Annotated in this window: 14 protein-coding genes, 1 tRNA gene and 1 pseudogene; 7 read left to right on the top strand and 9 right to left on the bottom strand. The window is 73.8% G+C overall.

Annotated elements, in window-relative coordinates:
• Positions 1 to 345 (bottom strand): annotated as a pseudogene (locus tag ABL57_RS20910) (hypothetical protein); the annotation flags it as partial.
• Between the two features lie 669 nt (positions 346 to 1,014).
• Positions 1,015 to 1,101 (bottom strand) — tRNA-Leu (locus tag ABL57_RS17280).
• A gap of 146 nt (positions 1,102 to 1,247) precedes the next feature.
• Between ABL57_RS17280 and ABL57_RS17275 the strand changes: the two genes are divergently transcribed.
• On the top strand, positions 1,248 to 2,105 hold the full coding sequence (locus ABL57_RS17275; RefSeq protein ID WP_047804719.1) for a formate/nitrite transporter family protein: 858 nt from the start codon (positions 1,248 to 1,250) through the stop codon (positions 2,103 to 2,105).
• A 4-nt stretch (positions 2,106 to 2,109) separates the two neighbouring features.
• Here the strand turns inward: ABL57_RS17275 and ABL57_RS17270 are convergent, their stop codons facing one another.
• Positions 2,110 to 2,892: a metal-dependent hydrolase gene (locus ABL57_RS17270; RefSeq protein WP_047804718.1), complete on the bottom strand. Its 783-nt coding sequence runs from the start codon at positions 2,890 to 2,892 to the stop codon at positions 2,110 to 2,112.
• A gap of 261 nt (positions 2,893 to 3,153) precedes the next feature.
• The gene (locus tag ABL57_RS17265) at positions 3,154 to 3,441 is read right to left on the bottom strand and encodes a hypothetical protein (RefSeq protein WP_047804717.1); all 288 of its coding nucleotides are present in this window, start codon (positions 3,439 to 3,441) and stop codon (positions 3,154 to 3,156) included.
• A gap of 45 nt (positions 3,442 to 3,486) precedes the next feature.
• On the opposite strand from ABL57_RS17265, the gene ABL57_RS17260 reads away from it, so the two are divergent.
• Positions 3,487 to 3,738: a hypothetical protein gene (locus tag ABL57_RS17260; protein ID WP_047804716.1), complete on the top strand. Its 252-nt coding sequence runs from the start codon at positions 3,487 to 3,489 to the stop codon at positions 3,736 to 3,738.
• Between the two features lie 14 nt (positions 3,739 to 3,752).
• Here the strand turns inward: ABL57_RS17260 and ABL57_RS22450 are convergent, their stop codons facing one another.
• Complete coding sequence (locus ABL57_RS22450; RefSeq protein ID WP_047804715.1) at positions 3,753 to 4,343, bottom strand: hypothetical protein; 591 nt, start codon at positions 4,341 to 4,343, stop codon at positions 3,753 to 3,755.
• Positions 4,344 to 4,599: 256 nt separating this feature from the next.
• Here ABL57_RS22450 and ABL57_RS17250 point away from each other — a divergent pair, with 256 nt between their 5' ends.
• Entirely contained in the window at positions 4,600 to 5,073 is a 474-nt protein-coding gene (locus ABL57_RS17250; protein ID WP_047804714.1) for a thioesterase family protein, read from the top strand.
• Positions 5,074 to 5,079: 6 nt separating this feature from the next.
• Here ABL57_RS17250 and ABL57_RS17245 read toward each other — a convergent pair whose 3' ends face one another.
• From ABL57_RS17245 to ABL57_RS17235, 3 genes are read right to left on the bottom strand one after another with little or no spacing between them, the layout of a single operon-like run.
• The gene (locus ABL57_RS17245; protein ID WP_222844970.1) at positions 5,080 to 6,036 is read right to left on the bottom strand and encodes an aldo/keto reductase family oxidoreductase; all 957 of its coding nucleotides are present in this window, start codon (positions 6,034 to 6,036) and stop codon (positions 5,080 to 5,082) included.
• A complete protein-coding gene (locus ABL57_RS17240; protein ID WP_047804713.1) occupies positions 6,033 to 6,716 on the bottom strand; it encodes a tetratricopeptide repeat protein in 684 nt (227 codons plus the stop codon). Before ABL57_RS17240 ends, ABL57_RS17245 begins: the two co-directional genes overlap by 4 nt.
• Positions 6,717 to 6,760: 44 nt before the next feature.
• A complete protein-coding gene (locus ABL57_RS17235) occupies positions 6,761 to 7,024 on the bottom strand; it encodes a PLD nuclease N-terminal domain-containing protein (protein WP_047804712.1) in 264 nt (87 codons plus the stop codon).
• Positions 7,025 to 7,168: 144 nt separating this feature from the next.
• Between ABL57_RS17235 and ABL57_RS22765 the strand changes: the two genes are divergently transcribed.
• Together ABL57_RS22765 and ABL57_RS17225 are read left to right on the top strand one after the other, a co-directional pair.
• Positions 7,169 to 8,092, top strand: a complete 924-nt coding sequence (locus tag ABL57_RS22765) for a YsnF/AvaK domain-containing protein (protein WP_203225674.1) — start codon at positions 7,169 to 7,171, stop codon at positions 8,090 to 8,092.
• Between the two features lie 256 nt (positions 8,093 to 8,348).
• Entirely contained in the window at positions 8,349 to 10,544 is a 2,196-nt protein-coding gene (locus ABL57_RS17225; RefSeq protein ID WP_082157527.1) for a catalase, read from the top strand.
• Between the two features lie 91 nt (positions 10,545 to 10,635).
• Here the strand turns inward: ABL57_RS17225 and ABL57_RS17220 are convergent, their stop codons facing one another.
• A complete protein-coding gene (locus ABL57_RS17220) occupies positions 10,636 to 12,018 on the bottom strand; it encodes a TIGR01777 family oxidoreductase (protein ID WP_047804711.1) in 1,383 nt (460 codons plus the stop codon).
• A 152-nt stretch (positions 12,019 to 12,170) separates the two neighbouring features.
• Between ABL57_RS17220 and ABL57_RS17215 the strand changes: the two genes are divergently transcribed.
• Both ABL57_RS17215 and ABL57_RS17210 read left to right on the top strand, forming a co-directional pair.
• Positions 12,171 to 12,449, top strand: a complete 279-nt coding sequence (locus ABL57_RS17215; protein ID WP_047804710.1) for a hypothetical protein — start codon at positions 12,171 to 12,173, stop codon at positions 12,447 to 12,449.
• A 64-nt stretch (positions 12,450 to 12,513) separates the two neighbouring features.
• The gene (locus tag ABL57_RS17210; protein ID WP_047804709.1) at positions 12,514 to 12,720 is read left to right on the top strand and encodes a hypothetical protein; all 207 of its coding nucleotides are present in this window, start codon (positions 12,514 to 12,516) and stop codon (positions 12,718 to 12,720) included.
• The last annotated feature ends 40 nt before the right edge of the window (positions 12,721 to 12,760 follow it).

Genomic DNA, 12,760 nt, shown 5'->3' with positions numbered 1-12,760 from the left:
CTCGTGGTCGTACTTCTCGTCGTCGTCCTTCTCGTGGTCGTCGTCGGCGTCGTTGTACCAGTCGTGGCCGTCGTGCTTCCAGTTGTACTCGTGGACGTACTTCTCGTCCTCGGACTCCTCGTCGTCCTCGTCCTTCTGGTCCTTGCCGTTCTCGTCGCCGTTCTTGTCGCCGTTCTCGTCCTTGTCGTCCTTGTCCTTCTCGTGGTCGTTGCCGTACTCGTGTCCGTTTTCGTCCTCGGACTTGTCGTGCCAGTCGTCACCCGCGAAGGCGGGCGTGGCGAGCGAGCCGCCGAGGAGGGCGGTCGCGATGGCCGCACCGGCAAGGGTCTTGCGCAGATCATCCATGGTGTCCCCTAGAGAAGGGCATGACGACGAGACCGTCATGCATGCGAGAAAGAACATGTGGAGAACATGTTCGGACCTGTGAGACAGGTCGTCCCCGTGAACCGGGTGGCCTCACCGTAAGAGGACCCTCGCGCCACGTTCAAGGCTTTCACTAGGGCAAACGGTGCTGCCACGCCCCTGGTCGACACCCGCGGCCCCGGGCGGGCGCCTGAGCCCCCGGGGAGTGCGCCCACCCGGCCCTCTCGGGTCCGGCACTCGTTCCTGACCGGTCAGTACCCGGTGTTTCCGCAGGCCACCGGGGTGTCAGACCCGGGATGGCGCAGGTCGGCCACGGCCGCCGCCGCGTCCGGACCGGGGTGCGCGAGGTGCCGCGCACGAGGCATCGCCCCGCCTGGAGGAGTCGGGGGACCGGCGGGAACATGACGGCCCGACGCGCTGTGTGACACGACCGCTGCGCCCGGTGCGGGGAGCGGTCCGACGTGCCGGGGGAGCCGACCGGCGGCCGGGGCGCCGTGGAAGCGGGCCGGCCGGCTGTTCGGCACGGCCCCGTGCGGCGACATGGGTTCCGGAAACACCGAGGGCCGATTGCTCGGGACATCCCGAACAACCGGCCTTCAGCAGCACCAGATGCTTCTCTGCGCAGAACTGTCGTGTTCTGCGTCGAACCTGTGGTGCGCGAGGGGGGAGTTGAACCCCCACGCCCTCTCGGGCACACGGACCTGAACCGTGCGCGTCTGCCTATTCCGCCACTCGCGCTCGTCGACCCCGGCGGCGGACCGCCGTGAGCAACGACGACAATCCTACCCACACTTGTCCGGAATGGCGAATCGTGGCCGTGGGCGGCCATCACTAGGCTGGTCGTGTCCCCGACAGGGGCCGACGACGCCGCACAGGGGGCACCGATGGAACCCGACAGGGAAAATCTCGAGGAGAAGCGCAGAGAGCTGGGCCGGACGGACGAGCCGCTCGAGGACGAGCTCGTCGAAGGGTTCGAGAACACGGTCACCGAGGGGGCGGAACGCCTGACCCGCACGTGGCGGGCCCTGATCATCACCGGGCTCTTCGGCGGCATCGACGTGGGCGTAGGCATCCTCGCCTTCCTGGCGGTCAAGGAGGCCACCGGATCGGACCTGCTGGCCGGCGCGGCGTTCGGCTTCGGGCTGCTCGCCCTCCAGCTCGCCCACTCGGAGCTCTTCACGGAGAACTTCCTGGTGCCCATCTACGCCGTGGTCTCCCGGCACAGCACCTGGTTGCAGCTGGCACGGTTCTGGGTGGTGACCCTGCTGACCAACCTCCTGGGCGGGTGGTTGTTCACCTGGTTCGTCGTGGCGGCGTTCCCGCAGTTCCACGACGTCCTGGAGGAGTCGGCCACCAAGTACCTCGAGGGCGGCCTGACGGTCGAGTCGGCCGCCCTGGCGCTGCTGGCCGGCAGCACCATCACGCTCGGCACGCGGATGAGCCAGGGCTCGAGCAACGAGGTCGTGCACGCCGTCATCGCGATCATCGACGGGCTGCTGGTCGTCGGGCTGGGAATGCTGCACGGTGCGCTGAACTCGGCCATCATCTTCGGGGCGATGCACGCGGGCGCGGACATCTCCTACACGGAGTGGCTGCTGTGGATGCTGTGGGTCATCCCGCTGAACATGGTGGGCGGTCTCGTCGTCATCACCCTGCCGCGGCTCGTCCGCACCCTGGAGCTGATCAAGAAGGAGCGCGCGGAGCAGGAGCGCCGCCACGCCCACGACGGGCGGGTGGTCTGAGGGGTCAGGCGACCACCAGCCCGGTTGCCAGCGCGAAGGCGCCCCACAGGCCCGTCAGCGCGAAGAGCGTGATCGGGGCGAGCAGCGCGAGCTCCGCGGCCGACCCGGCGTTGCCGATCAGCGGCACGGTGAGGAACGAACGGTTCTTGTACACGGAGCGCGGCAGGGGCAGCGGCATCCGCAGCGGGTAGAGCAGGTGGATCCCGCGCGTGGTCACCAGGTCCCCCGCCAGGTGGGCCGCCACGCCCGTGCCCACCGCGGCGGCGAACCACCACTCGTGGGCGGGCGGGTACAGGCCCACGACGACGCCCAGCCCGATCCCCACGACCCAGTTGAGCTTCGCCACCCGTTCCGGCACGAAGGCGAGCACCTGCACGGCGAACGCGATGAGCAGCACGGACATGACCGCCGCCAGCGGCCAGACCCGGCCCAGGTCCCCGACGGGGATGCCGATCTTCTGCGCGCCCGCCGCCAGGCCGGTGAACGCCAGCACCCCCAGCACCGAGTGGGTGCCGCGGCGGTGCCCGCCCGAGAGCCGGCAGATCCCGCGGGACAGCCACGTGGACAGGGGCCGCAGGGACCGGGCCACGGTCCCGCCCGGATGGTCCAGGTCCGGCAGCAGTGCCGCGCCGGCGGTGACCAGGGCGCCGGTGAGCACCCCGGCGTCGCCGACGTCCAGCAGCCCCCACCCGATCGGAATGCTGAGGCCCTGCAGGTGCAGCTGGTAGTCGGCGGTCAGCGCCACCCATGCGGCTGCCCCGCAGGCCGCATGGCTCGGTCCCATCATGGAAGTGATGTCCTCCTCGGATTCCCGGTGCGGTGAGGCCAGGCCGACCTCACCAGCGGAAACACTAGAGGGCGGGCCGGACAGCACAGCGCCGGCCGCCCCGGCGAGCGCCCGGTGACACCGGAACCGCCGGGTCCGTGGGCCGACGGCCAGGACTCCGCCGACGGACGGGCCGTACTGGGCTCCGCGCGCTCGAGGCCGTGCGGGACCGCTCCGACCGGACACCGCTGCTCCTCGAGCGCTCCGCCCGACCGGTCCGCGTCAGGGTGCGGGCCGGGACCGCCATCCCGCGGAGTCCACCTCGACGACGGCCGGTGCCCGCCCGACGACGCCCCGCCGCCGCAGCGCCTCCTCGATGTCACCGGCAGGGGCGGCGACCACGAAGGTCTCCCCGCGGAACAGATCGGCCGCGTCCTCCACGAGCGCCGTCAGCTCCGCCTCGTCGCGGGCCGTGAACCGCTCGGCCACCCGCAGCCGCGCCGTCCACGGCGGGGGAGCGGCGGCGTCGTCGAGCAGGACGGCGGTGGCCGGGCACTGCAGGTCGGTCATGGTCCCAGTCTTCCTCCCGGGCGACGGCGGGGGAAGAATGGAGCCATGGCCGACCCCGTGGACCCCATCACCGTCGCCGCCGCCCGGGCCCGCCTGGCCGCCGACGCGCACCGCGGCGTGGAGGGCGAGGGCTGGATCGCCGGGATCGCCGCGTCCGGCGGGCCGCACCGTCCGGGCGCGCCGAGGACCTCCGCGGCGGACGTCCTCTCCGGCCGCGACGACGCCCACACGGTCTCCTCCGAGAGCGACCGCCGCTCCGTCGAGTGGATCCGCGACCTCGCCGACCGCGGCGGCTGAGCCGGCGCCCCGGCTCAGTCCCGGGACTTCGGCCGCCAGGGCAGCTGCTGGTCGCAGCCGGGGGTGACCCAGGCCTTCGCGAATCCGCCGGACTGGTAGGCGAACTCCCGCAGCAGTCCCCGTGGCAGCTCCGGGTAGTCGAAGGCGAGCACGTCCAGCTCGCCGGCGTAGCAGCGCTCGAGGATCAGCCGGGACCGGGTGACGTGCTGACGGTAGGTGAGCGCGCTGACGTGGTCCCAGCCCCGCTGGCGGCTGAGCTCCCGCAGCTGCAGGGCCTCGCCCTGGGTGGTGGACGGGTCCGGCCGGAAACAGATCACCTCGTAGGCCGACTCCGCCGCGCAGACCTGCTGGGCCCGGGTGTAGTAGACGGGGCCCGAGTCGTCGCCGAGGTCCCCGGCCCCGGGGACGGCGATCACGAGCACCGGCGCGATCCCGGCGTCCATGAGCCGCTGCGCCTCCGCCAGGCGGGTCCGGTCCGGGGGGCCGAGGACGAACAGGGCGTCCGACCGGGACGGCTCGTCGGTGCGCGGGTGCTGGAGCACGACCCAGCACCCCAGCAGCCAGGCCAGCAGCAGGGCCGGCACCGAGGCGGCGCCCCACGTCACCCACCGCGGTGGACGTCGCGGTGCCGGCCGTGTCGGGCGCCGCGTCCGCGGGACGGTGCGGGAGCTTCCGGTCATTCCGTCGTTCCTTGCCGCTCGTCGGGAGGACCCGGGGTCCCCGCCCATTCTGTCACCCCGGCCCGTGTCGCCGGGGTGCGGGGCCGGCCCGGCCCCGGGCCTACGATGGGGACGCCCGTGGGGCGGCGGCCGCGGCCGGTCCGCCCGATCCCGGGCCCGAACGACCGAGGAGGACGACCGCATGACGGTGACGCAGCAGTCCGGGGTGCTGTGCCGGGTGCCCATGCGCTGGGGCGACATGGACCCGTACGGCCACGTGAACAACGTCGAGGTCGTGCGGCTGCTCGAGGAGGCGCGGATCGCGGCGCTCGGTGTGCCCGTGGGCACCGGTCACGAGGTGGAGGCCCCGCTCATCCCGTTCTTCTCCGTGCTCCCCGCCGGCACCCAGGCGCTGATCACCGAGAACCGGATCAAGTACCTGCGCTCCCTCGAGTACCGCAACACCCCGGTGGAGGTGCGCGTGTGGGTCGTCTCGGCCCGTGGCGGGGCACTCACCCTGGGCTTCGAGATCACGGACGTGGTGAGCCGCCGGGCGTGCGTGCGCGCCGAGACCCAGCTCGCGTTCTTCGTGCCCGCCACCGGGACGGTCCTGCGGATCACCCCGGAGCAGCAGGAGATCCTCGCCCCCTACTCCGGTCCGCCCCTGTTCCGCTGAGCGGGGTCAGGGCACCGGGTTGCCGCGCGCCGCGGTGAGCAGGGCGTACCAGTCCTCGTGGCCGAGCCGGGGCGCCAGCGCCTCCGCCTCGGCGCACGCGGCGATCCGGCGCGGGTCGGTGGTGCCCAGGACCGGGCGGATGCCGCCGGGGTGGCGCATCAGCCACGCGAGGACCACCGCTTCCCCGGACACCGCGTGCGCGGCGGCGATCCGGTGCACCGTCTCGGCCGTGGCCGCGGCGTGCTGGTCCTCCGGCGGGATCGGGGCCCCGGTGTACAGGCCCCGGGCCAGGGCGCCCCACGCCTGCACCTCGATGCCGTCGGCCGCGCAGTACTCCAGGATCCCCTCGGGGAACGAGTGCTCGGCGCCCTCGGGGTGGTTGGCGAGGATCTGCTGCTCCACGAACCCGCGGTGGCGCAGGCTCAGCTCCAGCTGCAGGGCCGTGACCGGCGTGGTGAGCAGCTGCTGGTAGAGGGCCACCTGGCGGGTCGACATGTTGGACAGGCCCACCGAGCGGATGAGTCCCTCCCTGCGGAGCTCGTCCAGGGCGTCCGCGACCTCGTGGGGGTCGGCGAGGGGATCGGGGCGGTGCAGCATGAAGCGCTCCACCGAGTCCACGCGGAGCCGGCGCAGGGAGCCCTCCAGCCCGGCGCGGATCGTTCCCCGGTCCAGGCGGTAGTGGGCCGGGGCGCCGGGGGCGGCGGTGTTGCCGGGCAGGCGCACCCCGCACTTCGTCTGCAGCCGCACCCGGCCCGCCAGTGCCGGGTCCTCGGCCAGGAGCTCCCCGAAGACCGCCTCGGACTTGCCGTGGGCGTAGATGTCGGCGTGGTCGAAGTCGGTGATGCCGGCGTCGAGGGCCGCGTGCACCGCCGCCCGGGCGCGGTCCACGGTGGCGGCGTCGTGGGGGGCGTCGTCCCACGAGCCGCCGATGGTCATGCACCCGTAGATCAGGCGTGAGCTCACGTGCGGTCCTCTCCGTCGGGCACGCCGGCGTCCCGGGCGGGATCGGCACTCTCCAGTCGCTGCTGCTCGGCCGCCCAGCGCAGCCGGGCCGCGGCCGCGTAGGCCGCGCCGGACTCCTTCAGCCGTCCCGCGCGCTCGTACAGCCGCCCCAGGGCGGTGAAGCACTCCGCCTGGTCCGCAGTGGTGGCCTCGGTCTCCTGGTAGAAGTCCAGGGCCCGGTTGTAGGCGGTGATGGCCTGGGTGTGCCGCTCGCCGAGCTCGTAGACCCGGCCGAGGTTGACGTGGCACTGCGCCTGGTCGTGGGCGTCGTGCGGGGCGTCGAGGTACTGCCCCAGGGCGTCCAGCAGGTGCTCCTCGGCGTCGTGGGCGCGGTCCAGCTCCAGGCACAGGCTGCCCAGGATCAGATGGGTGCGGGCCTGGTGCTTGCCGCTGCCGCCGATGCGGTGGAACAGGCCCAGGGCCTCCTCGTAGGCGGTGACGGCCCGGCCCGGCCGGTTCATCCCCAGGTAGAGGTGGCCCAGGTTGTAGTGGCAGGCGGCCTGCTCCTGCAGGGAGTCGCCCTCCTCCTCGAAGAGGACGATGGCCTGCTGGTAGGCGGTCTCGGCCTCGTCGAGCCGCCCGCGGTCCTCGGCGTCGAGGGCCTGGGTGAAGAACCCGTGCCCGTCCTGGGAGTAGCTCATGCGGATTCCTTTCTCGGCCGGGTCCTCCACGGGGACGGGATCGACTACGCGGGGTGCGCGCCGGGTGCGTGCCCCGCGCGGCGGCCCAGCACGAACCACAGGCCGGCGCCGGCCACGGGGAACGCGAGGATCACGAGCAACCAGAACAGTCGCAGGACCGGGTCCTGTCCCGGGGTGCGCAGCAGGGAGGTCACGGCGGCCACCATCAGCACGACGACGACCGCGCCGGCCACCGTCGCACCACTTTCCCACACCCCGGTCCGCGCGGCCTCGGTGCCGCCGGCCGCGAGAACGATCCAGGCGCTCATGCATCGATACTGGCACCGCGGGGGCGGGCGGACAAGGGCGGGCGCCGGGGCGTGTCCCGGCCGGTCCCCCGTAGAGTGGGCGGAAGCACCGCTCAGCACGCTGATAAAATCCGACCACCACAGCAATCCTGAGGAGAGCCCACGATGTCCACCTCCGACGACCGCCCGTACGACCAGGAAACTGCCCACACGGAGCGCCCCGGGACGCGCCCCGACCGGACACGCGACGTGGACGACACGGGCGTGGAGCGCCACGCCCCCAGCTCGTCGACCGAGCTGTGGGACCACAACGCCTACGGCCGGGAGGGCCGCGACGTCGGCGGAGACCCGACGTCCGGGACGACCGACACGCGGGACCCGCGCGGCGGGGCGCCCGCCTACAACATCGACGCCGGGGACGACGACGCCCACCGGCACGGCGACGACGCCGGGGAGGACGACGGCACGAACGTCCGCCGGACGGGGGAGTCCCTCACGGGCGCCGACGCCACGGCCGGCCGGGCCCGGGAGAGCGTCGCGGACGAGCACCGCGAACCGTCCGGCGGCGCCGGGGATCAGGCCTTCGACCAGGAGTCCGCCGCGCGCGACGACCGGCCCGGGGGCGATCGGTTCGAGGGCGACCGGTTCGAGGGCGACCGGTTCGGGGACGCCGTGCCGGCGCGCGGCCGGTCCGAGGGGGGCCGGGCCGAGGAGGACGCGGCCACCGTGGTCCGGCACGAGGAACGGCTGCGGGCCGGCACGGAGCGGGTCGAGTCCGGGCGGCTGCGCCTGCGCAAGTACGTGGTCGAGGAGCCGGTGCGCGAGGAGCAGACCCTGGCCTCCGAGGACGTCGAGGAGATCCGCACCCCGATCACCGAGGAGGAGCGCGAGGCGTTCCTCGCCGGGCAGGACCTGCCGGTGGGGGAGGACGAGGTCATCCTCTACCGCGAGGTGCCCGTGGTGCAGACCGTGCGGGTGCCCTACCAGCGGGTGCGCCTGGCGGTGCGCCGCACCGAGCGCACCGAGGTGATCGAGGAGACGGTGCGCCAGGAGCGGATCGACGTGCAGGAGCAGGACGGCCGGGCCTGAGCCCCGTCCTGCGGCCCCCGCCGGCTCCGGCCGGCGGGGGCCGTGCCGTGCCCGGGGCTGTTCACCGAGCGCGGAGTCCCGCGTGGGGGGCTTGTGCGGTCCCTTCCGCCGGTGACTGAATGGTCAGTGGACTGGCTGTTCCGCGCCCCTCCGGGGCCGGTCCGGCCGGCGACGACCACACGACGAGGACGAGCGGGAGATGCACATGCGCAAGCGGCTGAACAGGACGAGACACCGAGCGGGTGGACAGGCGCCGATGCCCCCGGGCGTTCCCGGCAGCGAGGAGGCCCCGGCCGTGGAGCCCACCGAGCCCCGGCCCCCGCTGCCGCCGAAGCCCGACCAGGCGGCTCCGGCGCCCGTGAGCCCCACCGGCCGGGACACCGGGGCCGACCCGACGCTCGCCGCCCAGGGCGGGGAGTACCTGACCACCGCCCACGGGTCCCGGCGCAGCGACACGGACCACTCGCTGAAGGCCGGCCGGCGCGGGCCCGTGCTGCTCCAGGACCACCACTTCCGCGAGAAGATCAGCCACTTCGACCACGAGCGCATCCCCGAGCGGGTGGTCCACGCCCGCGGCGCCGGCGCCCACGGCGTGTTCCGCTCCTACGGCACCGCGAGCCGGATCTCCTCGGCCGCCGTGTTCGGCAAGGACGTGGAGACCCCGGTCTTCGTGCGCTTCTCGACCGTCCTCGGCTCCCGGGGCTCGGCCGACCTGGCCCGGGACACCCGCGGCTTCGCCACGAAGTTCTACACGTCCGAGGGCACCTGGGACCTGGTGGGCAACAACATCCCCGTCTTCTTCATCCAGGACGCGATCAAGTTCCCGGACGTCATCCACTCCGGCAAGCCGCACCCGGACCGGGAGATCCCGCAGGCCCAGTCCGCCCACGACACGTTCTGGGACTTCGTCTCGCTGCACACCGAGGCGCAGCACCACACGATCTGGAACATGTCCGACCGCGCGATCCCGCGCTCCTACCGGACGATGGAGGGCTTCGGGATCCACACCTTCCGCCTGCTGGACGACGAGGGCGGCAGCGTGCTCGTGAAGTTCCACTGGAAGCCGAAGCTGGGCGTGCACTCCGTGCTGTGGGAGGAGGCGCAGATCGCCAACGGCATGGACCCCGACGTCCACCGCCGTGACCTCGCCGACGCCATCGAGGCCGGCGCCCACCCCGAGTGGGAGCTCGGCGTGCAGGTCTTCGAGGACAACGAGGAGCAGATGTTCGAGGGCATCGACCTGCTCGACCCCACGAAGATCGTCCCGGAGGAGCTCGCGCCCGTGCAGCCGGTGGGGCTCATGACGCTGGACCGCAACCCCTCCAACTACTTCGCCGAGACCGAGCAGGTCGCCTTCAACCCCAACAACCTGGTGCGCGGCATCGACGTGACCAACGACCCGCTGCTGCAGGGCCGGCTGTTCTCCTACCTGGACACCCAGCTCAGCCGGCTGGGCGGGCCCAACTGGACGCAGCTGCCGATCAACCGCCCGCACGCCCCGGTCAACGACATGCTGCGGGACGGCATGCACCAGACCGCCGTGCACACCGGGGTCGCGCCCTACCACCCGAACACCCTCGACGGGAACAACCCGTTCCCGGCCGACGAGCCGGCCCGTCCCTTCATCGACCACCCGGCCCCGGTGGCGGAGTCGGTCAAGGAGCGCGGGGCCCCGGCGTCCTTCGACGACCACTACAGCCAGGCCCGCCTGTTCTGGCTGTCCATGAGCGACGTCGAGAAGGAGCACATCGCGCAGGCCTACACCTTCGAGCTCGGCAAGTGCTGGGAGCAGTCGGTCAAGGAGCGCCAGCTGCAGTCCCTGGCCAACATCGACGCGAAGCTGTGCGCCGTGGTCGCCGAGGGCCTGGGCCTGCCCGCGCCGCGGCCCACCGTCGAGCACGGCCGGATCGCGCCGAGCCCCGCCCTGTCCCAGATCGGCGGGCAGTGGCCCCTCGACGGCCGGCAGGTCGGCGTCGTGGTCGGGCCCGACCCGGACGAGGCCGACCTCCTGGCCGTGGTCGAGGCGATCGACGCCGCGGGCATGGTCCCGCTCGTGATCGCCCCGCACGGCGGGCCGGTCGGGCGCGGCGGGAAGGTCGTGGCCCAGCGCACCTACCTCACCGCCCGCTCCGTCGAGTTCGACTCCGTGCTCGTGGCCGGTGCCGTGCCGCCGGCGCCGGACGCCCGGCCGGGCCTCGACGCCAAGGCCGGCGCCGTGTCCACGGGCGCCCTGGACCCGCGCGTGCACCTGCTGCTCGGCGAGGTGTTCCGCCAGGCCAAGGCCATCGGCGTCTGGGGCGACAAGGGGCGCGCGCTCGCCGCGGCCGGCCTGCCCGAGGGCGCGCCCGGCGTGGTCGCCGGCAAGGACTCCGCCGCCGTGGTGGAGCAGGTCGTCGCGCTCATGAAGAGCCACCGGGCCTGGGAGCGCTTCCCGGTCACCGGGCGGCTCTGAGCCGGTCGCCGCACCGGCGCGGCACCGACGCCGCGCCGACACCGGAGGACCCCGTCCGGCCCCGCCGGGCGGGGTCCTCCGGCGTCCGTACTCAGAAGCGGCCGAGCTCCTCGCGCAGCGCGGAGCCGAGGTCGGGGTGCCGGAACCGGTAGCCGCGGTCGATGGCGCGGTCGGCCGAGACCCGCTGGTCCGCGAGCGCCATCAGCTCCGCACCCTCGGCCCCGAGCACCAGCTTCGGCCCGAAGCCCGGCGTGGGCAGCAGCCCGGGCCGGCCGAGCACCTTGCCGAGGGTCCGTGCGTAGTCCCGGCCCGTGACCGGCATGGGAGCCACGGCGTTGACGGGGCCGTGCAGCCCGGCGGAGAGCACGGCGTGGGCGAACAGCCCCACCGCGTCGTCCAGGGAGATCCAGCTCAGCCACTGGTTCCCGGAGCCCAGCCGCCCGCCCAGCCCGGCGAGGAACAGCGGCAGCTGCGCCTTGAGCGCGCCCCCGGCGGGGCTCTGCACCACCCCGGTGCGCACCGTCACCACGCGCGTCCCGGTGGCCTCGGCCCCCTGGGCGGCTCGCTCCCAGGCGGTGCAGACCTCGGCGAGGAAGTCCTCGCCGGGCGGGGACTTCTCGGTGACGGTCTGCCCGTGCGTGTCGGCCCCGTAGTAGCCGATCGCGGAGGCGTTGACCAGGGTCGCCGGGGCGTCGTCGCCGAGCGCGGCGAGGGCGCGCACGATCAGCTCCGTGCCGCGGACGCGGGAGCCGCGGATCTGCTCCTTCGCCGCGCGCGTGAGCCGCCCCCCGATGCTGCGCCCGGCCAGGTTCACGACCACGTCCACGCCCCGGAGGGCGGCGGGGTCCAGGACCCCGGCCTCCGGGTCCCAGGAGATCTCCCCGGCAGTGCGCGCCTCGCGGCGCACGAAGCGCAGCACGGTGTGCCCGCCGGTGCTTAGCAGCGCGGCCAGCTGCGTGCCGATCGTGCCGGACGCCCCGGTGAGCGCGACCGTCAGCGGCCGGCCGGGCCGGCGGGCGTGGAACTCCAGGTCCGCGGCCAGCCGGCGCGCGCGGGCCTCGAACTGGCGGCCCAGCGCCGGGCCCATCAGCCGGTCGCCGAAGGCCTTGTCGCCGGGCAGGGCCGCGTACTCCACCGTGTCGGTGACCACGGTCCCCCCGTGCCCGTCGTCGTCGAACCGGTGGTGGTGCTCCCACGAGGCCAGCGGACCCCTGACCATCCGGTCGCGGAACTCCCGGCCCGGGACGAACCCGTGGTGCTCCGCCGTCCAGGGCACCGAGGCGAGCCCGTAGCTGCCGGGCACGGCGACCCGCAGCCGGGACCGCGTGCCGTTCTGCAGCGGCGGGGAGGACTCCTCCACGACGGAGCCCGTCCACGCGGGGGTCAGCCGCGTGAGGGCTCCCGGGCGGGCGTGCCAGGCGAAGACGTCCTCGACGGGATGGGGCACGCGGGAGCTGAACGTGAAGGTGGTCATGACCGCTACTCAACCCCCATCGCCGCGGTTCGTCCAGGACCCCGACCCCGCGGCGCCGCCGTGTCCCACCGGTGCCGGGCCGCCCCGCGCCCTTCCCCGGCCCCGCCGGGTTCGCTAGGGTGGGCACACGGCACAACGTAAGGAGGCTTCCTATGAGCACCCCGAACGACGACGCCCCCGACCTCGACGACGTCATCGAGCCGCAGGAGGACGCTCTGCCCCGCCCCATCCACCAGGGACACGCGGGCATGCCCGAGAAGCTCGACGACGACGCCCTCGCCGCGGCCACCGAGCAGGAGCGGGTCGCCGCCGGGCTGCAGGACTACGCCCCCGGGCAGGTCCCGCCCGCGGCCGACCCCCTGCCCGAGGGCTCCTCCGAGGCGGCCGACCGTGCCCAGCGCGGCCTGGCCGAGGACGAGGGCGGCAGCTGATCCCACGCCCGGGCGGGCCGCCGCCGGCGGGCCGGCCGGACACCACTACCGAAGGAGCGACGTGATGGCCGAGAGAGGCAACACCAAGCACGGGTCGGAGCTCGACGACCAGATGAAGCACGAGGTCGAGGACGCACTGCAGGCCCGGCAGCCGGACCACGTGGAGGAGCACCGGCAGACCGAGCCGTGGGTCGACGACACCGACGACCCCGAGGTGCGCTCCTCCGTCGAGGAGCGCGAGCGCCCGGAGCGGCCCGAGGACCCGCAGTAGCACGGCCCGGGCCCCGGCCCGCCGTCCGCGGCGGGCCGGG

Source organism: Kocuria sp. SM24M-10 (genome assembly GCF_001027955.1).
GTDB classification, from domain to species: domain Bacteria; phylum Actinomycetota; class Actinomycetes; order Actinomycetales; family Micrococcaceae; genus Kocuria; species Kocuria oceani.
This window is presented reverse-complemented; position numbering and strand designations above follow the sequence as displayed.

What these genes read in the sequence shown, in the direction of transcription:
- ABL57_RS17250 (WP_047804714.1), top strand. Translation starts at nt 4,600, where the DNA reads ATGACGGTGACGCAGCAGTCCGGGGTGCTGTGCCGGGTGCCCATGCGC.
- ABL57_RS17220 (WP_047804711.1), bottom strand. Translation starts at nt 12,018, where the DNA reads ATGACCACCTTCACGTTCAGCTCCCGCGTGCCCCATCCCGTCGAGGAC.
- ABL57_RS17240 (WP_047804713.1), bottom strand. Translation starts at nt 6,716, where the DNA reads ATGAGCTACTCCCAGGACGGGCACGGGTTCTTCACCCAGGCCCTCGAC.
- ABL57_RS17235 (WP_047804712.1), bottom strand. Translation starts at nt 7,024, where the DNA reads ATGAGCGCCTGGATCGTTCTCGCGGCCGGCGGCACCGAGGCCGCGCGG.
- ABL57_RS17260 (WP_047804716.1), top strand. Translation starts at nt 3,487, where the DNA reads ATGGCCGACCCCGTGGACCCCATCACCGTCGCCGCCGCCCGGGCCCGC.
- ABL57_RS17270 (WP_047804718.1), bottom strand. Translation starts at nt 2,892, where the DNA reads ATGATGGGACCGAGCCATGCGGCCTGCGGGGCAGCCGCATGGGTGGCG.
- ABL57_RS17210 (WP_047804709.1), top strand. Translation starts at nt 12,514, where the DNA reads ATGGCCGAGAGAGGCAACACCAAGCACGGGTCGGAGCTCGACGACCAG.
- ABL57_RS17275 (WP_047804719.1), top strand. Translation starts at nt 1,248, where the DNA reads ATGGAACCCGACAGGGAAAATCTCGAGGAGAAGCGCAGAGAGCTGGGC.
- ABL57_RS17215 (WP_047804710.1), top strand. Translation starts at nt 12,171, where the DNA reads ATGAGCACCCCGAACGACGACGCCCCCGACCTCGACGACGTCATCGAG.
- ABL57_RS22765 (WP_203225674.1), top strand. Translation starts at nt 7,169, where the DNA reads ATGTCCACCTCCGACGACCGCCCGTACGACCAGGAAACTGCCCACACG.
- ABL57_RS17225 (WP_082157527.1), top strand. Translation starts at nt 8,349, where the DNA reads ATGCCCCCGGGCGTTCCCGGCAGCGAGGAGGCCCCGGCCGTGGAGCCC.
- ABL57_RS17265 (WP_047804717.1), bottom strand. Translation starts at nt 3,441, where the DNA reads ATGACCGACCTGCAGTGCCCGGCCACCGCCGTCCTGCTCGACGACGCC.